At 65.2% G+C, this 25,646-nt stretch carries 26 protein-coding genes; 12 read left to right on the top strand and 14 right to left on the bottom strand.

Going from position 1 to position 25,646, the window contains the following annotated elements; genetic code table 11:
• The 4 genes from PQR02_RS34975 to PQR02_RS34960 all read left to right on the top strand — a co-directional run.
• Positions 1-276: DUF3348 family protein (locus tag PQR02_RS34975; RefSeq protein ID WP_408242431.1), on the top strand; the 276-nt coding region annotated here is incomplete at its 5' end.
• A gap of 10 nt (positions 277-286) precedes the next feature.
• Complete coding sequence (locus PQR02_RS34970) at positions 287-2,905, top strand: DUF802 domain-containing protein (RefSeq protein WP_408242430.1); 2,619 nt, start codon at positions 287-289, stop codon at positions 2,903-2,905.
• Positions 2,902-3,549 (top strand): OmpA family protein, encoded by a 648-nt coding sequence (locus PQR02_RS34965; protein WP_408242428.1) that lies wholly within the window; start codon positions 2,902-2,904, stop codon positions 3,547-3,549. Before PQR02_RS34970 ends, PQR02_RS34965 begins: the two co-directional genes overlap by 4 nt.
• Before the next feature lie 34 nt (positions 3,550-3,583).
• The gene (locus PQR02_RS34960) at positions 3,584-4,207 is read left to right on the top strand and encodes a DUF2894 domain-containing protein (RefSeq protein ID WP_408242433.1); all 624 of its coding nucleotides are present in this window, start codon (positions 3,584-3,586) and stop codon (positions 4,205-4,207) included.
• Positions 4,208-4,219: 12 nt separating this feature from the next.
• On the opposite strand, the gene PQR02_RS34955 is transcribed toward PQR02_RS34960, so the two are convergent.
• On the bottom strand, positions 4,220-4,519 hold the full coding sequence (locus tag PQR02_RS34955; protein WP_408242426.1) for a TFIIB-type zinc ribbon-containing protein: 300 nt from the start codon (positions 4,517-4,519) through the stop codon (positions 4,220-4,222).
• Positions 4,520-4,544: 25 nt separating this feature from the next.
• A complete protein-coding gene (locus PQR02_RS34950; protein ID WP_408242424.1) occupies positions 4,545-5,294 on the bottom strand; it encodes a TerC family protein in 750 nt (249 codons plus the stop codon).
• Between the two features lie 121 nt (positions 5,295-5,415).
• Here PQR02_RS34950 and PQR02_RS34945 point away from each other — a divergent pair, with 121 nt between their 5' ends.
• The gene (locus PQR02_RS34945) at positions 5,416-6,297 is read left to right on the top strand and encodes a LysR family transcriptional regulator (RefSeq protein WP_408242422.1); all 882 of its coding nucleotides are present in this window, start codon (positions 5,416-5,418) and stop codon (positions 6,295-6,297) included.
• Between the two features lie 35 nt (positions 6,298-6,332).
• On the opposite strand, the gene PQR02_RS34940 is transcribed toward PQR02_RS34945, so the two are convergent.
• Positions 6,333-6,728 (bottom strand): TerB family tellurite resistance protein, encoded by a 396-nt coding sequence (locus PQR02_RS34940; protein WP_408242420.1) that lies wholly within the window; start codon positions 6,726-6,728, stop codon positions 6,333-6,335.
• A 160-nt stretch (positions 6,729-6,888) separates the two neighbouring features.
• On the opposite strand from PQR02_RS34940, the gene PQR02_RS34935 reads away from it, so the two are divergent.
• A complete protein-coding gene (locus PQR02_RS34935) occupies positions 6,889-7,398 on the top strand; it encodes a serine hydrolase domain-containing protein (RefSeq protein ID WP_408242418.1) in 510 nt (169 codons plus the stop codon).
• On the opposite strand, the gene PQR02_RS34930 is transcribed toward PQR02_RS34935, so the two are convergent.
• Positions 7,370-8,530, bottom strand: a complete 1,161-nt coding sequence (locus tag PQR02_RS34930; RefSeq protein ID WP_408242416.1) for a porin — start codon at positions 8,528-8,530, stop codon at positions 7,370-7,372. The two genes, PQR02_RS34935 and PQR02_RS34930, sit on opposite strands and share 29 nt — an antisense overlap.
• Before the next feature lie 665 nt (positions 8,531-9,195).
• On the opposite strand from PQR02_RS34930, the gene PQR02_RS34925 reads away from it, so the two are divergent.
• Positions 9,196-9,870 carry an HAD family hydrolase gene (locus PQR02_RS34925; protein ID WP_408242414.1) on the top strand — a complete coding sequence of 225 codons (675 nt, stop codon included), beginning with the start codon at positions 9,196-9,198 and terminating at the stop codon, positions 9,868-9,870.
• 86 nt (positions 9,871-9,956) lie between these two features.
• Here the strand turns inward: PQR02_RS34925 and PQR02_RS34920 are convergent, their stop codons facing one another.
• Entirely contained in the window at positions 9,957-10,715 is a 759-nt protein-coding gene (locus PQR02_RS34920; protein WP_408242412.1) for a hypothetical protein, read from the bottom strand.
• 371 nt (positions 10,716-11,086) lie between these two features.
• Between PQR02_RS34920 and PQR02_RS34915 the strand changes: the two genes are divergently transcribed.
• Both PQR02_RS34915 and PQR02_RS34910 read left to right on the top strand, forming a co-directional pair.
• Positions 11,087-11,263: a hypothetical protein gene (locus PQR02_RS34915; RefSeq protein WP_408242410.1), complete on the top strand. Its 177-nt coding sequence runs from the start codon at positions 11,087-11,089 to the stop codon at positions 11,261-11,263.
• Complete coding sequence (locus PQR02_RS34910; RefSeq protein WP_408242408.1) at positions 11,260-12,222, top strand: response regulator; 963 nt, start codon at positions 11,260-11,262, stop codon at positions 12,220-12,222. The genes PQR02_RS34915 and PQR02_RS34910 overlap by 4 nt, the downstream gene beginning before the upstream one ends.
• Positions 12,223-12,430: 208 nt before the next feature.
• On the opposite strand, the gene PQR02_RS34905 is transcribed toward PQR02_RS34910, so the two are convergent.
• Positions 12,431-13,381 (bottom strand): alpha/beta hydrolase, encoded by a 951-nt coding sequence (locus tag PQR02_RS34905; RefSeq protein WP_408242406.1) that lies wholly within the window; start codon positions 13,379-13,381, stop codon positions 12,431-12,433.
• Positions 13,382-13,397: 16 nt separating this feature from the next.
• The gene (locus PQR02_RS34900) at positions 13,398-13,883 is read right to left on the bottom strand and encodes a thioesterase family protein (protein WP_408242404.1); all 486 of its coding nucleotides are present in this window, start codon (positions 13,881-13,883) and stop codon (positions 13,398-13,400) included.
• Between the two features lie 290 nt (positions 13,884-14,173).
• Here PQR02_RS34900 and PQR02_RS34895 point away from each other — a divergent pair, with 290 nt between their 5' ends.
• Positions 14,174-14,500, top strand: a complete 327-nt coding sequence (locus PQR02_RS34895; protein WP_408242402.1) for a DUF4148 domain-containing protein — start codon at positions 14,174-14,176, stop codon at positions 14,498-14,500.
• A gap of 178 nt (positions 14,501-14,678) precedes the next feature.
• Here PQR02_RS34895 and PQR02_RS34890 read toward each other — a convergent pair whose 3' ends face one another.
• The 4 genes from PQR02_RS34890 to PQR02_RS34875 all read right to left on the bottom strand — a co-directional run bounded on the left by PQR02_RS34890 (position 14,679) and on the right by PQR02_RS34875 (position 19,734).
• Entirely contained in the window at positions 14,679-16,130 is a 1,452-nt protein-coding gene (locus tag PQR02_RS34890; RefSeq protein WP_408242400.1) for an MmgE/PrpD family protein, read from the bottom strand.
• A gap of 103 nt (positions 16,131-16,233) precedes the next feature.
• A complete protein-coding gene (locus tag PQR02_RS34885) occupies positions 16,234-16,977 on the bottom strand; it encodes an MmgE/PrpD family protein (RefSeq protein ID WP_408242398.1) in 744 nt (247 codons plus the stop codon).
• On the bottom strand, positions 16,970-18,325 hold the full coding sequence (locus PQR02_RS34880; RefSeq protein WP_408242396.1) for an MmgE/PrpD family protein: 1,356 nt from the start codon (positions 18,323-18,325) through the stop codon (positions 16,970-16,972). Before PQR02_RS34880 ends, PQR02_RS34885 begins: the two co-directional genes overlap by 8 nt.
• Entirely contained in the window at positions 18,322-19,734 is a 1,413-nt protein-coding gene (locus PQR02_RS34875; RefSeq protein ID WP_408242394.1) for an MFS transporter, read from the bottom strand. Before PQR02_RS34875 ends, PQR02_RS34880 begins: the two co-directional genes overlap by 4 nt.
• A gap of 225 nt (positions 19,735-19,959) precedes the next feature.
• Here PQR02_RS34875 and PQR02_RS34870 point away from each other — a divergent pair, with 225 nt between their 5' ends.
• Both PQR02_RS34870 and PQR02_RS34865 read left to right on the top strand, forming a co-directional pair.
• Positions 19,960-20,643 (top strand): GntR family transcriptional regulator, encoded by a 684-nt coding sequence (locus tag PQR02_RS34870; protein WP_408242392.1) that lies wholly within the window; start codon positions 19,960-19,962, stop codon positions 20,641-20,643.
• A gap of 261 nt (positions 20,644-20,904) precedes the next feature.
• The gene (locus PQR02_RS34865) at positions 20,905-22,185 is read left to right on the top strand and encodes an MFS transporter (RefSeq protein WP_408242390.1); all 1,281 of its coding nucleotides are present in this window, start codon (positions 20,905-20,907) and stop codon (positions 22,183-22,185) included.
• Positions 22,186-22,434: 249 nt separating this feature from the next.
• Here the strand turns inward: PQR02_RS34865 and msrA are convergent, their stop codons facing one another.
• The 3 genes from msrA to msrB are packed head-to-tail and all read right to left on the bottom strand — an operon-like array spanning position 22,435 to position 25,645.
• Positions 22,435-23,178, bottom strand: coding sequence for a peptide-methionine (S)-S-oxide reductase MsrA (gene msrA / locus PQR02_RS34860; RefSeq protein ID WP_408242388.1), 744 nt, complete (start codon positions 23,176-23,178; stop codon positions 22,435-22,437).
• 57 nt (positions 23,179-23,235) lie between these two features.
• On the bottom strand, positions 23,236-25,113 hold the full coding sequence (locus PQR02_RS34855; protein WP_408242386.1) for a cytochrome c biogenesis protein DipZ: 1,878 nt from the start codon (positions 25,111-25,113) through the stop codon (positions 23,236-23,238).
• Between the two features lie 49 nt (positions 25,114-25,162).
• Positions 25,163-25,645, bottom strand: a complete 483-nt coding sequence (gene msrB / locus PQR02_RS34850; protein WP_408242384.1) for a peptide-methionine (R)-S-oxide reductase MsrB — start codon at positions 25,643-25,645, stop codon at positions 25,163-25,165.
• Position 25,646 lies beyond the last annotated feature (1 nt).

Raw genomic sequence — 25,646 nt, 5'->3', positions numbered from 1 at the left:
AATCGGGGGGGGGGGGGCCGGGGCTGGCGGGCGGGGCACTTCGAGCGGTTGCGCGAGGCCGAGCAGCAAGCGCTCGCCGCCGCCGTGGCCGACTCCGCCAGGCGCGCCGACTGCGACGCCACCGCAGCCCCGAAGGCCTCCGAAGACGCCGCGCCCGTCACCCCCGGCGCATGGCTCGACGTATTCCGCAAGGACATGCGGAGTGTCTTGCTGGCCGAACTGGAAGTTCGTTTTCAACCGGTTGAAGGGTTGCTCGCGGCCCTTCGCACCCGCTAACTGGGACACTATGTCCAGATATCGTATTGATCTCGTTGTGTTTCTGGCAGGTCTGGCCGCTGCGTGCTGGATCGCCGCCAGCTATGTCGGCTCGAACCTGCTGGCGCTGGCCGTCACGTTATTGATCATCGCGTGCTATGTGACGGGCGCGCTCGAGTTACGCCGCTACAGCCAGGCGACCGCCACGTTGACGCGTGCGGTCGCGGGGCTGTCCGGGCCGCCGCCGAGCCTCGCCGCGTGGCTCGAGCCGCTGCATCCGAGCCTGCGCAACGCGGCGCGGCTGCGCGTCGAAGGCGAGCGCGTGGCCTTGCCGGGGCCGGCGCTGACGCCTTATCTCGTCGGCCTGCTGGTGTTGCTGGGCATGCTGGGCACGCTGCTCGGCATGGTGGCCACGCTGCGCGGCACCGGCATCGCGCTGGAAAGCGCCACCGACCTGCAAGCAATACGCGCGTCGCTGGCGGCGCCGGTCAAGGGGCTGGGCTTCGCGTTCGGCACCTCGATTGCGGGCGTCGCGACTTCCGCGATGCTCGGGCTGTTGTCCGCGTTGTCTCGGCGCGAGCGGCTCGAAGCGGCGCAGATGCTCGATGTGAAGATCGCGACGAGCTTGCGCGTGTACTCGCGGAGTCATCAGCGCGAAGAAAGCTTCAGGCTTTTGCAGCGCCAGGCCGAAGTGATGCCGACGCTGGTCGATCGTCTGCAAACGATGATGGCGGCCATCGAGCAACAGAGCGCCGCGTCGAACGAGCGGCAGATCGCGAGCCAGCACGCGTTTCATCGCAACACCGAGACCGCCTACCTGCGGCTTGCGGGCGCGGTCGAGCAGTCGTTGAAGGACAGCGTCGCCGACAGTGCGCGCGCCGCCGGCGCGGCGCTGCAGCCGGTCATGGAAGCCACGCTGGCCGGTCTGTCGCGCGAAGCGGCCGCGTTGCAGGAGACGGTTGCGCAGGCGGTGCAGCGGCAACTCGACGGGCTGTCGAGCGGCTTCGAGGCGACGGCCACGAACGTCGCGGACATCTGGAACAACGCGCTGGCCGGACATCGGCAATCGAACGACGAACTGGCCGCACAGCTGCGCAGCTCGCTGGCGAGCGTGGCCGAGACCTTCGAGCAACGCTCGGCCGCGCTGCTGGATGGCGTGTCCGCGCGGCTGGAGACGACGGCGGGCAGCGTGTCGCAAGCGTGGCGGGATGCGTTGTCGCGGCAGGAGAGTGTCGGTGAGCAGCTGGCATTGCACAATCAGCAAGCGCTGGCTGTGGCCGCGGCGACCTTCGAGCAGCATGCAGCGTCGCTGTTGAGCACGGTTGGTCGATCGCATGCGGACTTGCAGACGGAATTGGCGTCGCGTGACGAACAGCGGCTGACTGTCTGGACCGGGACGCTCGGGACGCTGGCAGGGAAGTTGACCGAACAGTGGGAGCAGGCGGGCGCGCACACCGCGAGCCGTCAGCAGGAAATCTGCGAGACGTTGGCGCAAACCGCGCGCGATATCGCGGCGCAGACGCGCGCGCATGCGAGCGAGACGATCGGCGAAATCGATCGGCTCGTGCAAGCTGCGGAGCAGGCGCCGAAGGCTGCTGCGAATCTGCAGGCGGAATTGGCCGCGCAAGATCAGCAACGGCTGGCCGCGTGGACCGACACGCTCGGCTCGATGGCGCGCAACCTGAACGAGCAATGGGAGCAGGCAGGCGCACGCACCGCAAACCATCAGCAGCAAATCTGCGAAGCGCTGTCGCAAACCGCGCGCGATATCGCGGCGCAGACGCGCGCGCATGCAAGCGAGACGATCGGCGAAATCGATCGGCTCGTGCAAGCTGCAGAGCAAGCGCCGAAGGCTGCCGCGAATCTGCAAGCGGAATTGGCCGCGCAAGATCAGCAACGGCTGGCCGCGTGGACCGACACGCTCGGCTCGATGGCGCGCAAGCTGACCGAAGAATGGGAACAAACCGGCGCGCGCACCGCAAGCCGTCAGCAGGAAATCTGCGAAACGCTCGCGCAAACCGCGCGCGATATCTCGGCGCAAACGCAGGCTCATGCCAGCGAGACGATCGGCGAAATCGGCCGGCTCGTGCAGGCGGCGTCGGAAGCACCGAAGGCCGCGGCCGAAGTCGTTGCCGAACTGCGCCAGAAACTCTCCGACAGCATGGTCCGCGACACCGCGATGCTGCAGGAGCGCAGCCGTCTGCTGGAAACGCTGGAGACGCTGCTCGATGCGGTGAACCACGCATCCACCGAGCAGCGCACGGCCGTCGACGCGCTGGTCTCCACGTCGGCGGATCTGCTGGAGCGCGTCGGCACGCGCTTCACCGATCACGTCGAACTGCAAACCGGCAAGCTCGGCGCGGTCGCCGCGCAGGTGACCGGCAGCGCCGTCGAAGTGGCGAGCCTGGGCGAAGCGTTCGGCGCGGCCGTGCAGATGTTCGGCGAATCGAACGACAAGCTGGTCGCGCATCTGCAACGTATCGAAACCGCGCTCGACAAGTCGCTCGCGCGCAGCGACGAACAACTCGCCTATTACGTCGCGCAGGCGCGTGAAGTCGTCGACCTGAGCGTGATGTCGCAGAAGCAGATCGTCGAAGACCTGCAACGACTCGCCAGCCAGCGCGCGTCCGCCGGAGCCGACGCCGTATGAGCGACGAAATCGACGGCGGTGTGGAGCCGGTCGCGCCCATCTGGCCGGTGTTCGGCGATCTGATGTCGGTGCTGCTTGGCGCGTTCGTGCTGATTCTGGTCGGCGTGATCGGCGTACAACTCGAACTGTCGAGCAAGCTGGAGCAGGAGGTCAAGCAGCGCCAGGCGGAAACGCTGCGCCGCAAGACCCTGGAGCAGGCGCTCGCCGGGCCACTCGCCGCAGGGCGCGTGACGCTCGTGAACGGACGTATCGGCATTAGCGGCAACGTGCTGTTCGCGCTGAATTCCGATCAGTTGCAGCCGCGAGGCCGCGATCTGCTGAAAAGCCTGGCCGGACCGCTGGCGGCCTATTTGCAGGCCAACGAGCAGATCCTGATGGTGAGCGGCTTTACCGACGACCAGCGCTTGCGCGAAGGCAATCGCCGTTTCGCGGACAACTGGGAGCTGTCGGCGCAGCGCGCGTTGACGGTGACGCGTGCGTTGATCGACGCGGGTGTGCCGGCGTCGTCGGTGTTTGCCGCCGCGTTCGGCTCCGGGCAGCCGGTGAGCTCGAATGCCGACGAAGAGGGGCGGGCGAAAAACCGTCGCGTGGAAATTGCGCCTGTGCCGAGGCCGTCGACTGCCACGGTGAAGCCAGGTGCGTAGCGACCGCAACGACGATCGCAGTGATCGCGGCGTGATGAGCGAAGCGCGCGCGACGCTCGACGCGTGGCGCAAGCGGGGTGCGGACCGTCTGAACCCTGTGCGCTTTCAATTCATCGCGGCGCTGGAGCGGCGCGCGGCTACCCACAGCGGCGAAGCGCGACGCATCCTCGATGACAGGCTGCGAGGCCTGCTCGAAGCCTATGCGATCGATCTGGAACGCGCCAACGCCGCAACGGCGCAAGCGGAGGCCGTTGCAGCGCGGCCATCCGCCTCAAGCGATAAAGCTCTGGAAACACTTGCTGAGGTGATCGACCGCATCGCCCGGCATGCGCCAGCCAGTCATGACGGCACTGCTTCGTATCCCGAACTGCCCGCACTCGATTACTTCAGGGAGGTCTGGTCCAAAGTCCGCACCGAAAAACAGTTGCGCCAGTCGCTCGCGCAGGTGCCGGGCAACGCCGGTCCGCTCAATTCGAGCAGCCTCGTACACCGGTCGCTCTCGTTGATGCGCGAGTTGTCGCCCGGGTATCTGAAGCAGTTTCTGTCTTACGTCGACACCTTGTCGTGGCTCGAGCAGATGAACGGCGGCGCGCCCGCGACCAAGGACACGCCGCGGGCCGCAACCAGCGGTAAAGGCGCGCGCGGTAAAGCACGCTAAGCCACGTCGCGTTCAGTCGAAGTCGAACATATCGAAGATCGAGCGCTTCTTTTTGTGCGCTCGATACTCCGCCCGATGATCGTCGTAGCCGCGACGGCGCTCGCTGTCATGCGCATGTTCCCTGTCGCGGCGCTCCTCGCGACCGGCGCGCGCCGTAGAGGGTGCGTCGGCCTCTCCCACGTCCTGCGCAATCAGTTTGTCGAGTTCGCCGCGATCGAGCCATACGCCCCGGCATTGCGGGCAGTAGTCGATCTCGATCGAGCGGCGCTCGGTCATTAGCAGGTCGGTCGTCTTGCAAACGGGGCACTTCATCATGTCGCTCCTGGAGTGGGACGGGTTACGTGCCGGTCACCGCGCGCTTCGATTTCGCGCGGCGCATCAGCATGTTCATTGCCTCGACAAACGCGGAGAACGCCATCGCCGCGTAGATGTAAGCCTTCGGCACATGCGAGCCGAAGCCCTCGGCGATCAGCGCCATGCCGATCACCAGCAGGAAGCTCAGCGCCAGCATGACGACGCTCGGATTGCGGTCGATGAAGCGCGACAGCGGACGCGCAGCGAACAGCATCACCATGACTGCCGCGATCACCGCGGCAAACATGATCGGCAGATGCTCGGTCATCCCCACCGCGGTGATGATGCTGTCGATCGAGAACACGATGTCGAGCAGGAGGATCTGGCCGATCGCGGCCGCTACCGTCAACTGGACGGTCGTGCCGGCCTTGTCGCGGGCTTCGTCCGGATGAGTCACATGGTGGCGGATTTCACTGGTCGCCTTCCACACGAGGAACAGGCCGCCGCCGAGCAGGATCAGATCGCGCCACGAAAACTCATGGCTGAACAGCGTGAACGCGGCTTCGGTCAGTTGCGCGATCCACGCGAGCGTGCCGAGCAGCGCCAGCCGCATGACCAGCGCGAGCAGGATGCCGATGCGCTGCGTGCGCGCGCGTTGGGCTTCGGGCAGCTTGTTGCTGAGGATCGAGATGAAGATCAGGTTATCGATGCCGAGCACGATTTCCATCACGACGAGCGTCAGAAGCGCCGCCCACGCGGCAGGGTCGGCTATGAGTGCGAGCAGGGAATCCATAGGGCGCCGTGAAAAGTCAATGCGATGAGAATCGCGAAGCCGCCATCTTCGTCTTGTTCAGGGTTCGGATAAATCAGTGATAAGCTGAAGAACATATCGTTTATTTCGAACTGTCCGGAGCATGCTCAACTATCGCCATCTGTACTATTTCTGGATCGTCGTAAAGGAAGGCGGCTTTGCGCGCGCGGCCGAACGGCTCGATATGGCCGTCCAGACCATCAGCGCGCAGGTGCGCGAGCTGGAGAAGTCGATTGGGCGGCAGTTGCTGAAACCCGCCGGGCGCGGCGTCACGATGACCGAGGCCGGCGAGATGGCCTTCAATCGCGCGGAGCAGATTTTCCAGCTCGGCGAGGCACTGCTCGACGAGATGCGTGACGCGGGTGGGGAAGGCGTCGCGCGGCTCGCAGTCGGTCTATCCGACGGCATTTCAAAGCTTGCCGCGCACGCGCTGCTTGCGCCGGTGCTGAATACGCCGTCGCTCAGGCTGCTCTGTCACGAGGGCGAACCCGCGCACCTGTTGTCGGAACTCGCGCTGCATCGGCTCGATCTCGTGCTCGCCTGCCAGCCGGCGCCGCACAATGCGGATCTGCGCGTGCTGAGCCAGCGTCTCGTGGGCTCGCCGGTGGACTGGTACGGGCCCGCGGAGAGGGTCCGCAAGTCCTCTCGCGCCGGTTTTCCGCACTGTCTCGCCGACATACCCGTGCTTCTGCCGACCCGGCACGGCGCGTTGCGCGCGCGGCTCGACCGGTGGTTCGAGGCGGAAGGCATCCGGCCGCGAATCGTCGGCGAGTTCGAGGACAGCGCGCTGATGGCGGTGTTCGCCGCGCGCGGCCTCGGCGTGTTTCCGCTCGCGGAACTGGGCGCCGAGGACTTGTCGTTGCTGCGCGGCCTGCGCTGGTTAGGGCGCGCAGAAGGCGTGGTCGAAGAGATTCACGCGATCCGGTCGCGGCGCGGGCAGCATCATGCGCTCGCGTCGCAGGTGCTGGCCGCCGCGCGCTCGTAGGTGCGCGGCGGTTTGCGTCGCGTTCGGACGGACGGTCATTCACGGAGTTGGACGCCCCATGCGTTGAACACCGCTGCGAGCAAAGCGATCTCGCCATCCGCCAGATGCCCGTCCGCGATCGTCACGGCCATGCACAGGCGCATGATCTTGCGACGCAACCCAGGGTCGTCGATCTCGTCGATCAGCGTACCAAGCAGCGCCGCGTCGAGATGGCCCACCGCCAGTTCCGGCGACACCTGCGCGACCGAGCGATCCTCGCACAGCGTTTGCACGATCTGCGCGAATTGCGCCGGTGCGAGATCGAGTTCGCCGGCGATGCCCATACTTTCGAGCGCGTGTTCCTCGGAACTGCACACGTGCCCGTCGGAAGTCAGGGCCAGCGCCACGATGCGTGCAGCGGCTTGAGGACTGTTGCGCGGATAGGTTCGCATGATAGGGTTCCTTTTCGCGGACGCTGTCCGCAGTGGTGAGGAGCCTTAGTCTGCGTTGACAAAAGGAGCGGATAAACCTGCTAATCAGGGAGCGAAGCTTCGGAAAAAACGAAGTGAGCGGCCGCGTGGATGGCGGCATCGATTCCCGGCACTCGGAGAAATGGTTCTGGAGACCACCGGTGTGCGTCAACACGCCACCGCCGCCGATTACGCCGCTTTTGTCGGCGCGGTGCTGCGCGGCGACAGGCTCAAACCGTCGGCGTGGCAACAGTGGCTGAACGCGAGCGTGATGGTGCCGAAGGGCGAGGTGGTTCACCTGGAAGGCGAGCCGTCCGAAACGGAGCCGGACATCGGCGGGGGATTGGGATGGGGCGTCGAGCCGAATCGGCACACGTTTTTTCAGTGGGGCAAGATGTCGGGCGTGAGGGCTTTCGTGATGGGCAGTGTCATCGAGCAGGCGGGCGTCGTCGTGCTCACCAATAGCAACAGGGGCTTGCGATTGATGAACGGCATCGCGTCACACGTACTCGAGTCGTGCCCGCATGCGCACTCATGCAAGCCCGTCAACACACAGAGAACTCAACGTATGGCCGCCCAAAGCCGGCCATACGTCTTCATCAACTACGCGCTAAAAAAGCCGCTCAGAACGCGTGACGCATGCCCACCGTGACAGCCACCTGCGTACCCGTCGACGACGGCGACAGCGTGTTGATCATCGCATGCGACAGCACGGAGTCCGCAGGCGCGCCATGCACGTTCTGGTACACGCCTTCGACATAGAAGTCGGTGCGCTTGCTCACCGCGTAATCGGTTTGCAGCATGGCCGTGTTCCAGCCCGGCGACGAGCCGTTATACGCGCCGTGCGTGAATGTGTATGCACCCGACACGCTCAACGCCGGCGTGAGCGCGTACTTCGCGTTCACTTCGTAGTTGTCGAGGCGCAGCGAACCGGCGAGGGTGCCGGCGGTGCTGTCGGTCGCGCCGAGGTAGCTGCCCGTGCCGAACGAGAACACGCCCGCCACGTTGTCGATCTGCGTGTGGCTCCAGAGCAGGCCGAAGGTGGCCGCCCCAAACGTGTAGTTGCCGCCGAGCGACCAGATGCGCTGGCGTTCCGCGATGAAGTTCGCGCTCGTATCGCTGGTGGTCACCGCGCCGGTGCCGTTGCCCGCGTTGTTCAATTGCAGGTAGCCGGCGGCGAGATTCAGCGGACCTTGCGCATACGACAGGGCGAAGCCGTACGAGCGGTTATTCGCGAAGTCGCCGGCCTTGTTGCTGAACGAGTACATCGTTTCGAACGTGACGCCGTGATAGACCGGGCTCGCGTACTTGACCGAGTTGTTGATCACGACCGAATTCGCAGCCAGGTTGTCGTTCTCGAACGGATGCGCGGCAATGTTGCCGCCCCATGTGTTGAAGCTGGACGAGATCGGTCCGACGAGGTCGTTCATCACGTCGAACTGGCGGCCGAACGTCAACGTGCCGTACGGGTCGCTTTGCAGCCCCACCCAGGCCTGCGAGCCGAATGCGCTACCCGAGAAAGCCTGCGCGCCGTTGTTCAGCACGAAGCCCTGCTCCAGTTTGAAAACCGCGTGCAAGCCCGCGCCCAGATCTTCCGAACCCTTGAGCCCGAACACCGTGTTCTGCGTCGAGCTGCTGCCGAGCTGCCAGTTGCTGTGTCCGAGCTGATTATTCGTGTACACCAGTCCCGTATCGATGAGACCGTAAAGGGTCACGCTGCTTTGCGCATGCGCGGACATGGTGAAAGCGCCGCACAGCGCGGCCGCGAGCAAAGACTTTTTCATGGTTATTGGATCCGTGATTAAACAGCGAGTGAGGGAAACAATTGCTCTGTTCTACAACGCCACTATTTCCACCAACGCCGCGAGCGCGCATGCAATACATTCGTTACCCGTTGTTGCGAGAAGTGCGGTAAGTCAGGTTGTTTAATTGGTGTTGGATTGCGCGTCACGCGATGCCAATGGCTTCGCAATGGCTTTGCATTGGCCTGTGGGTTTGCTGGATCTAGCGCGACGCGCGAGTCCAGAGCGGAACGGCGAAAACTGCGCACCCATGATAGGGCGGCGAAAATAAAAGTGGTGTCAAAAAAATAAATTCGCGTGACATTGAAAGAGCAGCGTGACATTGACAGAACAAGGAGGGGGCGAAGCATATCGGTTTCCCGCGCGCGCCGGGAGTGGCGTGGTGCGGCTCACTACACGAATTTCATGGCGTGGCGGCATGATGCCGCATGGCCTTATATGACTTTTAGTTTCGTTGAAACAGAAGGGAAAGGCCGATGTAATAGTGTGCGTGAAACTGTGCGCAAATCCGCGTGTCCGCTACCGATGGGATTCGCATCCGCGATCCCGATCACGAGAGCAGTTCACCGCCGCGCTGTGCCATCACTTGCCTGCTTGGTCGCCGATACATGGCATATTGGCGGAACCCGTCACTATCGGAGCTCACCATGCGAATCCAGACATCATTTCTATTCGATCTCGACGGCACGCTCGTCGATAGTGTGTATCAGCATGTGCTGGCCTGGAAAGAAGCGCTGGATAGCGAAGGCATTGCGCTGTCGGTGTGGCGCATTCATCGCAAGATCGGTATGAGCGGCGGCCTGTTCACCAATCAGCTGCTGCGCGAGACGCATGGTGAAATCAGCGTCGAACGCGGCGAGCGGCTGCGTCGCGCACACGCCGCCGCGTATCAGCGCTTGCGCGCGCAGGTGTGTCCGTTGCCGGGCGCGCGGGAACTGCTCGACGCGCTGACGCAGGCCGGAACGCCGTGGGCGGTCGCGACCAGCGGCCGGATGGAAACTGCCGCGCTCAATCTCGAGGCGCTCGGGGTCGATCCGGAGAAATCTGTCGTCGTGACGCGCGACGACGTCAAATACGCGAAGCCGGACCCGGACCTCTTCATGGCGGCCGCGCAGCGACTCGGTGTCCCGATCGAGCATACGGTCGTGGTCGGAGACAGCATCTGGGACATGCTGGCCGCGCGGCGCTGCCGTTCGCTGGGGGTCGGTTTGCTGTCGGGAGGATACGGTACGGAGGAACTCGAACGGGCGGGCGCGTTGCGGGTCTACGACGATCCGGCCGACCTGCTCGAACACCTGGATGAGGTGGCGTCGCGGCCATGACAGCCCGGCATGAATGCGTGTGAAGCATGCCTGAAATGCGAGCCGCGTTGGCGCGACGATGCGCGCCGCGCGCGCCGGGTCAATGTTCAGTGCTTGTCGTATTGAGGGGCGTTCACTTTCGAGGACTCCCTGACCAGCTGATCGGTCATCGCCGAAGCGACCGGATTCGAGCCTCGGCCGCTCGGGCCGCTGCGGCTCGTCGGCGGCGGCAGCGGCAGCGACGGGTCGGGCTGGGCGGATTCCCTGACGAGTTGCGCGGTCATCGCCGCTGATAACGAATTAGCGCCGTTGCGGTGCGATTCATCCCGCTTCTGCCCGCGAGTCTGCGCGGTCCGCAGCACTGGTTTCGGCTTCGCCTGAGCGGTTTGGGGTGGGACTTTGATTTTGCCGGACGCGACCGTGTCGTTCGCGGGGCGTGCTCCCGCTTTATTCGCGGCAGGCGCGGCCCTATGACCCGCGTCCGTCGCGACCGTCACGGCTGGCGCGACCGGCGCAGGTTGCGCAACCGGTGCAGCGGGCGCAGCGGCGGCTGGTTGCGCAACCGGTGCAGCTGGCGCAGGAGGCGCAGGAGGCGCGACTGGCGCAACGGTAATCGGCCGCGACGGCGGCGCCATCGCGAGCTGCCCGGAGCCGGCGGACGGCGTGGTCGGAACCACACTGCCGGCCACCACATGCGACTCGCCGGCTCGCGCATCCACCTTTGCCGCCGTCATGGCGTCGGCGATGCCAGTCACCGCGCCGGCGGTGGCCGGCGGCCGCTCGTCTTTCGGAAAAAGTAAGTAACCGGCGACGCCCAGGTCAACCACGAGCAGGCCAATTATCAATACCTTGCCGGTATTCGTCATATCTAAACCAACAAATCGTTGAAGAGCTGCAATGAATAGATGATAAACCGACAGGTCCCATGCGAGCCGTCCGCGTCGTGCGCTAATGATGGTTGATGTCTGAATGCACCCTTAACGGACCAGCTCGCGCGCCCCGCCGTGTCGATCGCGATTCGTTGTGTGCGCGGCGATCTTTTCTTCATTTCGCCCCAATTCAGCCCGCGACGTCCGATTCGCGCGGTGTTGCAATGCAACGCCAGTTTGCACTGTTGGCGCTTATAGCCCTGTACTATACGTTTCAGCGGGAGACCGGCCAGGCAGCCAGCGTTCGACCAGGCGGCGCATAAAATCAGAACGCGGCGCGCCGGCGTGTCCCCATAAGAAAACAGGCAGTGGCCGGCAACGCCAACCACAACGCGCTGACCATGCGGCTCACGGCGAAGATTCGCTCGTGCCGCAAGCCGGGGGCTGTCGCGCCGAAGTATGTTGCGCGGCCACGCCTTTCGCTGGTCTGCCTGCTGCTTTGGGGGTGCCACAGCGGCGGCGTGAAGATCCACGTGAAAATATGAACAACTTTATTCGACCACCTGTTTTTTATCCGGCAACCGTTGTTTTCGTCGACGACAACGACAGTTACCTGGATGCGCTGCGCCGCTTCTTTCCGGACACTTCGACCAATCTGTTCTTCACGCGGCCGCAAACTGCACTCGGCTATATCCGTCAGCATGCGCGCGAGAATTCGCTGGAGTTCGCGTCGGCGTCGGTTTGCCTGAGCGAGCCAGGCGTCGAGCGGTTCGTCGAAACCTCGGCCGAGCGCGATATCGTCGCGCGCCCTTCCCGCTTCGAAGAAGTCGCCGCGGTCGTCGTGGACTACGACATGCCGGGCATGAGCGGTGTCGAATTCCTCTCCTCGATTGCGCACCTGCGCTGCGCGAAAGTGCTGCTGACCGGGGTCGCGAACGAAACGGTCGCGGTCAAGGCTTTCAACGCCGGCATCGTCGATCTGTACCTGAGGAAGACGGAAGCGGATTCGGCCAACCGGCTGGGCCATTTTCTGAAGGACGCCAGGAACCGGCATTGTTCGGAATCGGGCTGGCTGGCGCTCGGCGAAAACGGCATGACGTATTGCGATCCGCGCACGCGCAAGGTGATCGACGAGGTGGTGGCCGCAGAAGCCATCGTCGAATACTACTGGCGTCCGGAGCAGAACGCGATTCTGATGTTCGACCGCGACGGCAATCCGAGCGTGTTCGTCGCGTGGGCCGAGAACGACTGGATTTCGCAAGGCGAGATCGTGGCCGACGAGGGCGGCCCGGCCGAGCTGCTGAGGCAACTGGCCGTGCGCGAGGTGATGCCGCTGTTCTGGCCGGACCTCGCCTACCGTGGCGGGATGGCGCTCAGAACGCTGACGCCGCGCGGTATCCCTGGCTGGGACGACGCGTTCTATGGCTGGACCCGTATCGACCCGGACGAGGTGGGTCGGGACCTCGTGACCTTTTCGCAATGGCGGAGCGAGCGCAATCGCTGAAGCCGGCTGACGCTTGGGGCACATGTACGCCATTCAATGCCGGCGCGTTTTGCGCGCCGGCATTGAAGCCCGAGGCGGGGGCGGCCGCTGTTTGTCGACGGGCACGCCGTTCGAAGTTCATTCGGGCGATAGGGCCCCGCCAAAAAGGCGTGCGTAAAAGCATTCCTTCAAGCGCTCCAGCTTCAGACCGCCGACGCGCTGGCGCAGCCTAGCTGCGAGCCTGCGCGGCCAGAAAATCGCACACTTGCCGATGCATTGCCTGCACGCCGGGACTCGATTCAAGCGCGCGCCAGCAGCCATGCACGAGCCCGGTGCCGATCCGCAATTGCGCGTGGCCACCGGCTGCGTTGATACGCTCGACGAACACGCGCGCATCGTCCCTCAAAGGATCGTGCTGCGCGCCGATCGCCAGCGTCGGCGGCAGGCCGTCGAAGCGCGCCGCGTCGAGCGGGATTGTCCATAGAGGGTACGACGCGGGGTCGCCCTTGCCCCAATAAAGATCGCGGAACGCATGCACGTCGACGAGCGTGAGCATCGGTGCATGCGCTTCGGTGTCGCGTGCCGGCGGTTGAGGGTCGGTGCCGAGCATCGGATACACCAGCGCCAGTCCGCGCACGCGTTGAATGCCTTCGTCACGCAGCCGCATCGCGACGCTGGCGGCCAGCGTGCCGCCGGCACTGTCGCCGGCCAGTTGCAGTGCGGCGTCGGCGAGAAGGTCGAACGGCAAGCGCCCGTTCAACGCGGCGCGCGTCACTTCCAGGCAATCGTCATGCGCGGCCGGCGCGCGGTGTTCGGGCGCCAGACGGTAGTCGACCGCGACCACGTCGAGCCCGGTGTCGGCGGCAATGCGCGCGGTCACCATCTGATGACTGTTCAGCGATCCGAGTACGAAGCCCCCGCCGTGAAAGTAGAGCACGGTGCCGCGCACATCTTCGCGTGTCTTTGCACGAGGCCGGTAAAGCCGCAGCGCGATCTCATGACCCGCACCGGAGTGCAGCGCGGCGTCCTGTACCGTGATTTCATCCGGTAGCGGCGGCGTCAGCATCGCCGCGTAGCGGTCGTACAGTGCGCGCTGCTCGGGCGGCGTCAATGGCGTGCTATGCGCGGGATAGATCGCGGTGGCCTTTGCGACGAATGCGGCAATTTCCCGTTCAAGCATGTCCCCTCCGATTGCGTCAGGTTGCGGCGCGCAGACCGATCACGCGCCCGGCGAATCTTGCCGGGGGCAGCACGGCATGCGCGTCGGCGAATTCGCGCACGCGAGCCGCGACATCGTGATCGAATGCGACGGCGCGCGGCCCGCTGGTATCGACATGCAGCAACATCTGCTCGCCGGCGGCCACGGGCTCGCCGTGATTCCCGCGGAACATCTCGAGATACAGATGCAGGCGCTTCGCATCGTGCCCGAGCACGCGCATGTCGACGCGAACCGGTGCGCCTTCCTTGATCTCATGCAGATAGTTGAGATGCGCTTCGAGCGTGTAGATAGAGCGGCGGCGCGCCGTGCGCACCGCGTCGGGCAAACCGATCAGGTCGATCAGCACATCGGTCGCGAAGCTGAAAATCAGCATATAGAACGCGTCGCGCAAGTGACCGTTGTAGTCGACCCATTCGGCGCGCACGGTGTCCCGGTACGAGGGCAGAACTACAGGCTGGGGCATGGGCGATGGTCTCGTCGGTTGAAATGCGGAGCCGCGGCGCGTTGCGCGGGCGATGACCCGGCGTGTATTACGAGTTTAGCCGACGACATCGGCGGCGAAATATCTACACGAAATGATTTAGTTAAAGCACGAGCGTTCATATTCGCATGGGATTCCACACGGTTATCGCAACAGTTAATTCGCGAATTAGGTGTTTACCCTAGGTATTTGGGCTCCTAGACTGTTTTCATTCGCTGCGGGACGCAACAAGTCTCCAGCACCGTACAAAGCAATCTATGGAGGTTGTCACCATGAAGTCGCTGATCGAAGCCGCTGTCATCGCCGCTCTCATTACCGCGCCGCTCGCCGCGTTTGCTCAATCCAGCCAACCGGTGTCGCGCGCTGAAGTGCGCGCGCAACTGGTGCAACTGGAAAAGGCCGGCTATAACCCGGCCACCGGGAACAACTACGACTACCCGGCAAACATTCAAGCGGCCGAAGCGCGTGTCGCGGCGCAAAACAACGCTGCGCAAACCAGCGGGTATGGCTCGGCCGCCAATGGTTCGTCGCAGGCAGGAGGCCGTGCGGACTCCGCGTCGACTTCGTACTCGGCACCGGTTGTCAACTACGCTCGCTAATCGGGCGCGGCACGAGCCCTCGGCTCGCGCCGGATCGATTCGCATCGAACACGAATGGCCTGCTTTCCTCGCATGATTAAGCAGGCCATTCGCGCATTCAGGGCGCGGCAGCGGCGGCAAGCTTCGATCTGCTCGCCACGCGCGCCGGCTCACCACGGGCATCGCGCGCGCTGGCGAATCAAACCGTGAACAACGGGCGCAATTGCCGAACGTTGTCCACGCTCTCCAGTGTGTTGATCCGATCGATAAGCTGATCGGCCTTTCGCGCGCCAAGCACCGGCGCCATCAAGTCGCGCGCCTTCGCATTGACCGCTTCGGTATTCAACGGATTTTCTTTCGTACCCGGCGGGAATCTGGTGAAGTGATCGACCTTGCGGCCATCGATCAGCGTGACTTCGACAATCGCGCCACGCGGCGCGGCTGGGTCCATCAACGCGGCGTCAGGCGTCACGGTGACCTTCGCGCGCTGCGCGAGAATGCGCGGGTCGTGCATCAGCGCGACATCATGACTGTCGGCGAACGACACCGCTCCTTTGACGAGCGCGAGCGCCACGAGATGCTGGCAATTGACGTCGGGCATCGCACTCTCGCCGACAATGCCCTCGGCGTCGGTGGGAATTTTCACGACGATGCTGCGCACGTTGTCCGGGGTGAGGCCGTATTGCTTGCGCAGCGTCAGCAACGCGTCGAGCGGCGACTGGATCGGATAGCCGACGGAGTAGGTCTTGATCGCCGTCTCAGTGACGTAGAAGCGGCTGCCGAGTCCGTCGAGCATGGCTTGCGGCTTCGGACTGGTCGATAGCGCGATGAACAGATTGTTGGTGCCGTCGAGCACGTCGTAGACGCCGGTGAGACCGGCCTGCACCATGTCGACCGCCGTCACGCCGTTGCGCGCGCCCATGCCCGCGAAGTCGAACGCCTTTTCGATGTGGTCCTTGTCCTTCACCCAGCTCCATACGCCCGATACCTGCTGCGCGGAATAGGAGATCGCGTAGCGCATCCGCAGTTCATCCAGTTGCGCGAGCGACGCCGCGGCGCCGAGCGCGCCGAAGGTGGAGGCGGTGCCCTCGGCGCTGCGATGCGTGCCGCGCACCTGATCCGGCCCGAGCGCCATCAGCAGACGGCAGGCCATGTCGTAGCCGAGCGTGACCGCGCGAATCAGCACTTCGCCGCTGCTGCCTTCGCGTTCGGCCAGCGCCAGCGCGGCCGGCACGACCGAGCTGCCCGGATGGGCCTTGGTGACGGGTTCGAAGTCGTCGGTTTCGTCGGAGTGGGCGCACATCGCGTTGGCGAGCGCGGCGTTGATCGCGGTGGTGCGAAACGCCGCGCCGATCACCGAGGCTTGCGGCTCGCCGCCGAGTCCGCGAACGTAGTTCACCGCCATCGTGCCCGGTTTCATGCGGGAACCGGACACCATCGCGCCGAAGGTGTCGAGAATGCGATGCTTGCACGCGAGCACGACCGGGTCGGGGAGCGCGTTGCTGCGTGCCGATACCATGTAGCGCGCGAGCTGGCCGGTCACGTCGGCAGTGTCGGCGGCGAAGAGGCGGGTGGGAGACAGCGTCAGGGCGGCGATTGCGCCCACCGATTGAAGCACGCGGCGGCGCGCCAGCATGTGACACTCGGACATGCGGATTCCTTATCGTTCTGGATAATCAGTTGGACGGGCGAGGCGGTGCGCATAGGGGGCGCGGCGCATTCCCGCCGACCCATCACGCGCGCCGCCGGTTCAATCAAAAGTTCATCGACACCCAGCGCGTGCCGAGCCCGTCCGTGATCGACGCGGCATCGAACCGGTAAGCCATCAAGGCCGCGAATCCCCGGCGGCCATCGATCGACGCGGGCGCGCTGGTGAAGCCATGTTTGGCGAGCAGCGTGGCTTCGATCGCATCGGCGGCGGCCTTGCCGGTTTCGATCGCGGCCAGCGCCTCGCCCTGGTTGCGCGCGAGTCCCGCCGCCTGGGTCGCCGCAATGCCGAGCGCGTGACGCGTGCGCGCCTGATCGAGCTTGTGCAGACGCGCGAGCGCCAGCGCCGCGCCGAGAATGCCGACGGCGGACGCCACGTTCCAGCGCGCGCGGAACTCGTCGCTATCGACGGCGGCAAAAATTCGCGCCGCCGCTTCGATACCGACGGCAGCCGACGCTGCGATCTCGCCATCGGACGCGGCGAGTTCGTCGCCCATCGCGATCACCGCCGCCAGAACGGGCGTCGCTGTCGAAGCGGGCGCACGCCTCGCGAGGGTCGCGCCGAGCACCCACGCGCGCACACGCGTGTCGTTCGGCACATGGCCTTGCGATTGCAGCAGCGCGGTGAGTTCGCGCCCGGCGTCGCCGGTATCGCCGGCCGTGGCGATGCGCTCCCGTGCTTCGCGCACAGCCTGTCTGGCCATGGACTGCACGCGCTGATCCATCAACGGGATGGCGGCGAATCCGATCAGCGCATCGGACACGGCGGACTGAGCGGCGGGGTTATGCATGATTCAATTCCTTGTTCGAAGTGCACAGCGAGAACAGCGCGTCGAGATTGGCCGCGGCATCGAGTCCTTCGACGATGGCCGCGAGCCGCGCGGCTGCGTCATGGCCCAACTGCGGGTCCACCAGCAAGCGGACCTTGTCCATCAGTTCAGCGTCGGTGAGCGGGCGCGCGAGGCTGCCGCGCGCATGTTCGACGTGATGCGCGAAAGTCGAGCCGTCATCGAGACGCACCTCGATGAACACTTCGTCGCGCTGCACCGACGCATCCGGTGCGAGCGTCGTTTTCGCGCGCAGCGCACGGACGTCGTCGCGCACCACGCGCTGATCCTCGTATTGCGCGAGGCCGACCTGCCGGTCGCAGAGCGCCGCCGCGACGCCGTGAATCGCACTGAAGCGTGCCTGCAGACCGTCCTTCGGCTGCGGGTTGCCCATCAGTTCGGGCACGAGCCGGTGGCAGCGCAGCGTGATCGTCTCGATCGAAGCCACGTCGTCGATTCGCGTGGCGAGCGCGAGACCGCCGTCGATGGCCGGATGCGCGACGATCCCGCACGGATACGGCTTGTAGGTATTGAAGAGCAACTCCCAGCGCTCGCCGAACTCGCCGTTCATCTGCGCGAAGTCGACCCGGGTCGACAGCGAGTGCGAGTATCCGCCGGGCGCTTCGAAGATATCCGCCGCCGCGCGCATGCCCCGCTGCGCGAGTCGCGCGGCGGCGACGCCGTTCGCGGCGGCCTTGCCCGGGTGATAAGGCTTGGTCATCGTGCCGAATGCTTCGCGCTGCCCGACGAACATCGACGCGGCAATCGAAACGGTCTGGGCCAGCGCCGCTTCATCGAAGCCGAGCAGGAGCGCCGCCGTTACCGCGCAGCCGATCACCCCGCAGGTGCCGGTGATATGCCAGCCCCGGTCATAGTGTTCCGGAGAGATCGACACGCCGACCCGCAACTGCGCCTCGCAGCCGAGCGCGAACGCGCGCAGCGCCTGTGCGCCACTCGGCCGCGTGTCGGGCGCAAGCGCGGTCAGCACCGCGAACACCGACGCGGCCGGATGGATCACGGTGGCGAGATGGGTGTCGTCGAAATCGTCGAGGTGGCCCGCGAAGCCGGTCGCCAGCGCGGAGAAATGGCTGTCGACACGTTCGCGGCGTCCCGGCACCGGTGCCGTCTCGGCGACGCCCAGTTCGCGGGCGGCCGCGACAATCGCATCGACGCCCGGATGCTTGCACGCGCCGATCGACGTTCCGATCACGTTGATGAGCGAGCGCCTGGCTTCGCGCGCGACGTGATCCGGCAACGGACGCTGCGCCAGTTGGTGAAGGCCCTGCGCGAACGCGGCGGCAATGGAACTCATTGAGACAACTCCTCGAGACGAACGCCGTTGGTGCGTGGCCCGAACAGCCCGACCATCACGACGATCACAAGCATGGCTGACGAAATCAGCACGAACACGGCGGGCACGCCCGAATGCTTGAGCAGCGCCGCCACCCAGAAACCGACGAAGATCGAACTGACCCGGCTCCAGCTGAACACGAAGCCGACGGCGCGAGCCCGGATGCGGGTCGGATACAGCTCCGCCTGATAGGTGTGAAAGATGCCGATCATCCAGTTGTTCGCGATCGTCACGATGCCGCCGAACAGCACGATCAGCACCGGCTCGCGCACCATGCCGAATAGCACGCCGGCCACCGCCACCGCGATCGCGCAGCCCACCAGTTGCCATTTGCGCTGCACGCGCTCGGCGCAGAGCATCGCGCCGAGCGCGCCGAGCGGCGTCGTGAACGCGATCACCATCGTATAGAGCAGCGAGTGCGTGATCGTGATCCCCTTCGAGTAAAGCAGCACCGGCACCCATGCGCCGAAGCCGTACACGCCGAAGGTCTGGAAGAAGTTGAACATCGACAGCATCACGGTGCGTTTCAGATAGCGGCCCTGCCACATTTCCGCCCACGAGCCTCGCTCGCCACGGGAGGACGCGGGCGCGTCCAATCCCGGTGGTGCGAGCGTGCGCCCGGTCTCCGCGATGACGCGCGCCTCGATCGCGTCGACGATAGCGTGCGCCTCGGCCTCGCGGCCCTTGCTTTCGAGCCAGCGCGGCGATTCGGGCAGACCGCGCCGCATGAACCAGATCAGGATCGCGCCGGCCGAGCCGATGATCATCACCCAGCGCCAGCCGTCGAGTCCGAGCACCGTGTGCGGCACCAGCAGATACGACAGCACCGCGACGACCGGCACGGAAGTCAGAATGACGAGAATGCTGAAGGCCGAATAACGTCCGCGCGCGCGAGACGGTGTGAGTTCGGATATGTAGGTATCCACGGTAATCAGTTGCACGCCGATGCCGACGCCCGCGAAAAAGCGCCACACGTCCATGGCTTCGGGCGAGGTCTGAAACGCCGCGACGAAGGTCGCCACCGAGTAGATCAGCATTGCGCCGGTGAAGACCGCGCGCCGTCCGAAGCGGTCGGTGAAGCCGCCCAGCGCGACCGTGCCGACGAACATGCCTGCGAAGAACGAGCCGAGAAAACCCGCGAAGCCGTTCACGTCGAACAGACCCGCCGTGGTGGCACGGTAGAGGCCGCTGCCGATCAGGCCCAGAGAGATATAGGCGGCCATGAACATTTCGTAGAACTCGAACCAGCCCCCGATCGCGATGCGCACGACGAGGCTGCTGAAATACCGCGTAGGCGGCAAGCGGTCGAGCCGCGCCGACACGCTGGGCGCGGCATGCGCGGTCCCGGCGACTTCCTTTTCCATGTACATGACGTCTCCTGGTCTGTATGGAATCAGCGTGTCGGCTTTTTGTCTTTAGTGTCGACACTTGGCGCATGATAATGTGATCCGTTGGATAATATCAAGGGTTGCAGAGATGAAATGTGTACACTTTATTCAGTTTAACGCGTAAGGCCAAGGGCGCTGGCGGCCACGGCGGTTTGCTAGAATCCGCTGCTGTGCCCGCCCCGGCACGCTTTCACGAAAGGACACGCGATGGATCAGGATGTCGACAAAAGCGCGCTCGCGGACGATGGCGAGGCGTCGCCGGTGGCGGAGATCGTCGACTGGGTGGCGCGCGCGATCATCGAAGGCAGGTTGGCGGCCGGCGACGATCTGAACTCGGTCGATCTCGCCAAACGTTTCGGCGTGAGTCGCACGCCGGCGCGCGAGGCGCTGTTCGTGCTGAGCCGCGAAGGACTGGTCGACTGGTCGCCGCGTCGGCGGCCTCGCGTGTCGGCGGTCAATCTGAAGGACGTGCGGGAGATCTATCAGCTTCGCGCGATTCTCTACGCGCAGGTCTCGCTCGCGATCGTCGAGCATGCCACCGACGACGACATCGCGTCGCTGTGGCGCGCACATCAACGTCTGGCCGAGGTCGCCGCGCAAGGGGACGTCGACGGTTATTTCTGGGCCAACGTCGCGTTTCGCGACGAAGAATTGCGCGTGTGCCGCAACGGCATCTTCAAGGAAGTCCTCGACTCCATGCGGATGCGCACCAATCGTCTGCGGCACCTCAGCACGACCCTGCCCGGCCGCCTGCAACGCTCATGCGCGGACCATCAACGGCTGTGCGAAGCGTATGCCGAACGCGATGGCACGCTCGCGGCCGCATTGAATCGCTCGATCGTGCTGAGCGCGTTGCATGCGATCGAGCAGGCGTGGCCCGTTCAGTCCTGATCCACCTGGCGTCGGGAGCCGGCGATATGGCCCCGGCCGGCGCACGCCGGCGCTTCGCCACTGAAATCAGTAAATAAGATCGATCCGATCTGATAAATTCATTTTTCAAGATGGATCATCCTGCGTAGCCTCTGACTTTGAACGAGGCTGCAACAGCGGGGCGTCGATGGATTCGGCTTGGCTTGCCCGATGTTCAGCTCCCATCCATTCGGAAACGGTCCGCGCTGTCACGGGCGCGGTAGCACCATCTTGAGCGACCCCATGAACTCCCCGACGAATCAGTTCGACGCATCGGCGACTCGGCCCAGTCAATCCAGCTACGCGGAACGCAACACGGCGTACTGGCAGCGCAATCTCGCGATCTGCGTGTTCGGCTCGTTCACCACCCTGGTGAGCTTGAGCATGCTGCTGCCTTTTCTGCCGTTATACGTCGAGCAGCTCGGCGCCAGCTCGCCGGCCGCGGTGGTGCAATGGTCTGGCGTCACATTCGGCGCGACCTTCTTCGGCACCGCCGTGACCGCGCCGCTGTGGGGGCGTCTCGCCAATCGCTATGGACGCAAGCCGATGCTCGTGCGCGCGGCGATCGGCATGGCGGTGGTGATGTCCTTGATCGGCGTCGCGCGCAACGTGACCGACCTCGTCGCGCTGCGGCTGGTGGCCGGATTGATCGGCGGCTATGCATCGGCGTCGATCGTGATGATCGGCACCCAGGCGCCGCGCGAACGCGCCGGCTGGGCGCTCGGCGTGCTGTCGGTCGGCGCGCTGGCGGGCAATCTGATCGGGCCATTGGTGGGCGGCTTTCTGCCTGGCTGGGTCGGGATTCGCGGCACGTTCTTCGTCGGCGGCGCGATGATCGCGGTGGCCGCGCTGGCGACCATGCTGCTGGTGCGCGAAGACTTCGACAAGGCCGTCGACGCGCAGCACCGGCTCGCCGCGAAAGCGTCGCCACGCGTGAGCGTGAATCGCGCAGTGATCCCGGCGCTGCTCGTCACGGCGATGATGGTGCTGCTCGCCAACATGTCGATCGAGCCGATCATCACCGTGTACATCGGCCAGTTGGGCGTGCCGCGCGCACAGCTCGCGCGCGTCGCGGGCATCGTGATGGCCGCGTCCGCGTTCGGCAGCATGCTGACCGCGCCGCGGCTGGGGGCGCTCGCGGACCGGGTCGGCGGCTGGAACGTCATCATCGGCTGCCTTGTCGCGACGGTGCTGGTCATGCTGCCGCAGGCCTTCGTCACGCACTGGTGGCAGCTCGCGTTGCTGCGCGGGATGATGGGGATGACGATCGCCGGACTGCTGCCGTCGATCGCGAAACTGGTGCGGCAGTCGGTCGATGAAAGCCAGTCGGGGACGACCTTGGGTTACTTGCAGTCCGCGCAGTTCAGCGGGCAAGTGGTCGGGCCGTTGATCGGCGGACAGATTGGCGCGCATCTCGGGTTGCAGCCGGTGTTTTTTGTCACTGGGTTGCTGCTGGCGGGCTGCGCCGGGCTCAATTACTGGGTGCGTTCGCGCGATGCAGGCGCGATCCGTTCACTTGCGTGATTGAGAGACGCTGCGCTTCGTCATCAGCTCGCTGTCACGGCGGGAATCGGCGTCCAGCAGGCATTCGCAGACGCCGGTGCAGGCGGGTATCCTGCATCGGTTCTGATATGCTTGCGGGTTGCCGGTACGGTCGTCGTCGGGATCAAGCTCGACAATCGTATCGGCCGGCGACTCAGAGATGTTGACCTGAGAAGCAGGCGCTTTTGTGCCGCGAGGAGAAAATCCCTACGCGGGGCAGCGCCCAACCGCTCACGATGAAGCACCCGTTTTCAGCAACACCGGATCGTTGCGATACAACTCGGGAAACATCCGCTTCAATCCGCTCACCTTCGGCAGATCGTTGATGGCGATATACGGGTAGTCCGGATGAAGCGCGAGGAAATTCTGATGGTAGCTCTCCGCCGGATAAAAGCCCTTGAACTCCTCCACGCGCGTGACGATCGGGCGGGGAAACACGTGCGCGTTGTCGAGCTGCGCGATATATGACTTCGCGACGCTGCGCTGCTCCGCGTTGGCGGGGAAAATCGCCGAGCGGTATTGCGTGCCGTGGTCGGGGCCCTGATAGTTCAACTCCGTTGGGTCGTGCGCGACCGAGAAGAAGATTTGCAGCAGGCGTCCATAGGTAATCTGCGTCGGGTCATATGTGATCTGCACCGACTCCGCGTGTCCGGTATCGCCTTCACTGACGGTTTCATATTGCGCGGTGCCGGCCGCGCCGCCGGTATAGCCCGATGCGACCTGCTTTACGCCCCGCACGTGTTCGAATACGCCTTGCACGCCCCAGAAGCAGCCGCCCGCCAGCACGGCGGTTTCGCTATGCGTGGCGCCGACCTGTTCGTCCTGAACGGGCGGTGGAATCTTCGTCGCCGCTTCGGCTGAATTGGCGATGCGCTGCGCGGCCAGCACGCTCGCCGCAATCGCGACACAACCCGCGACCCGGGCGAGGGTCGAGCGCTTGCGCAAGGAAGCTTTGATGGCGGATATCGTGTTCATGATGCCGGTTCCTCAAATAGTCATGGATCGTGGTTGATTGATGCCGTCCGGTTCCGATCAGCCGAACGTGAACGCATACGCTTGCACGCCTGGATCAAGAAACTCGATCGAGAACGTGTGGTCCGCCACATTGCCGCTTTGCCGCACGAGCTGGTAAAGGCGCTGTTCGGTCACCGTGCCGCTGCCGTCGGCGGCGCTGTCGGCGCCGTGCGTCGCGCCGGGCGCCGCGCCATCCACGCTCACGCGGAAGCGCACCGGCTTGCCGTCCTTGCCCGGGCCGAGCACCAGATGTAGATCGCGCGCATGAAAGCGATACACGATGCGCCCGTTCGCCGCCGCGAGGTTCGCGTGTTCGGGGCCGACCTCCCATGCGCCGGCCAATCCCCAATCGTTGACGCCGGGCTGCGATGGCGCCGCATACGTGCGCACCTTGTCCTGCGCCTGGCCGCCGGGCGACGCGAAGTTCTCCGCGCGCTGATAGCCGATGTAGGTTTCCGGCGATTGCAGATCGGCGTTGTCGGCCGCGGCCTGCACGCCTTGCGCGGCCGTGCCACCGATGCCGAGCGAGACCTTCGTCGCGCTCGTATGCCCCGCTTCGGCGAGTAGTTGCTGGATCACCTTCTCCGAATCCGCGTAGTCGCCTTCACCGAAATGGTGGTAGCGGATCTGACCTTGCGCGTCGACGAAATAGTGCGCCGGCCAGTACTGGTTGTTCAGCGCGCGCCAGATCGCGTAGTTGTTGTCGATCGCCACGGGGTAGTCGACGCCGAGGTCGTGCGTGGCCTTCTTCACGTTGTCGATATTGCGTTCGAACGCGAACTCCGGCGCGTGCACGCCGATCACGACGAGCCCCTGGTCCTTGTACTTCTGCGCCCACGCTTTGACATACGGCAGCGAACGCAGGCAGTTGATGCACGAGTAAGTCCAGAAGTCGACCAGCACGACCTTGCCGCGCAAGTCCTGAGTGGTGAGCGGCGGCGAATTCAGCCACTGAACCGCGCCGTTCAGCGACGGCAACACGCCTTCGACGGGCAGCGGCGCAGCGGCGCCAGAAGTGGCGTGCGTCGCGCGCATCATCGAAGCGGACGCGCCGGCGCCGGCGGCGGGTGCGCTTGCATTGGCATCGGCATCGGCAGCCGCGATCGCCGGCGTGTTGCCGGCCGTCATCGCGCCGCCGTTGGCCGCCACGGCCGGCTTCACCGGCTGCGCGCCTTGCGAGAGCGTATCGACCAGCTTCTGTTCGAGACCGCCGGTGGCGATCGTCGACACGCGCGCCAGCACACCGGTGTCGAGACCGAGCGAGATCGCGACGACGCCAAGCAGCATCGCCGCGCCGATCCCGCGGCGAATCCATTCACCGGCGCCGAGCGACCGCTTCATCGCCGTGAACACCCGGCCGCCGATCAACAACGCCACCGCGAGCGAAGTCGCGGCGCCGGCCGCATAGGCCGCGAGCAACAACGTGGTGCCGATGCTCGCGCCGCGCAGCGCCGCGCCGGTCAGCACCAGCCCGAGAATCGGGCCGGCGCACGGCGCCCACAGCAGCCCGGTCGCGATGCCCAGCAGAAACGACGAGCCCGCGCGAGCCTGCTGACCATCGGCTTGCGCGAAGTTCGAGAGCCGGTTGCCGGCGCTCACGAACGGGCGCATCAGATGGTCGGCGAAACGCGGCAGCAGCAGCGTCAGGCCGAAGATGGCGAGCAATGCGATCGCGAGCCAGCGGCCATACTGGTTGGCCTGCGTGACCCAGCCGCCGCCGACGGCGGCCAGCGTCGCGACGAGAGCGAACGTCAGCGCCATGCCGGCGAGCAAGGGCAGGCCGCTGCGGACGAACGGCTGATCGGCGCGCGCGAAAACGAACGGCAGCACCGGCAGGATGCAGGGGCTGAGGATCGTGAGGGCGCCGCCGAGATAGGCGAGAACGATGAGTAGCATGGCGATTCCAGACGTGGGGGTGCGGCTCGTTCAGTGCGAGTGGGCCGGCTCAGGCGGCAGCCGGCGTAAACATCAGCGCGACGCCGTTCATGCAGTAGCGCAGGCCGGTCGGCGGCGGGCCGTCGTCGAACACGTGACCGAGGTGGCCGCCGCAGCGCCGGCAATGCACTTCCGTGCGCGACACGCCGGACGAGCGGTCCTCGCGGGTCGCCACGGCGTGATCGAGCGGCGCCCAGAAACTCGGCCAGCCGGTATGGCTGTCGAATTTCGTGTGCGACGCGAACAGATCGAGCCGGCATCCCGCGCAAGCAAATACGCCCGCGCGATGCTCGTCGTTCAGCGCGCTGCTGTACGGCCGCTCGGTGCCTTCGTGGCGGAGTACGGCATACTGAGCCGGCGTCAGCGACTGGCGCCATTGCGCGTCCGTGCGGGTGACTTCGAAACTTTCGGATGGCGCGCCGGACTGCGCCGCGGCCGCCCGCCCCCCCCCGCCCCGCGGGGGCCCCCCCGCGCGCCCCCCCCCCCCCGGCAAA

Source organism: Paraburkholderia sediminicola (assembly GCF_046026895.1).
Lineage (GTDB): Bacteria > Pseudomonadota > Gammaproteobacteria > Burkholderiales > Burkholderiaceae > Paraburkholderia > Paraburkholderia sediminicola_C.
This window is presented reverse-complemented; position numbering and strand designations above follow the sequence as displayed.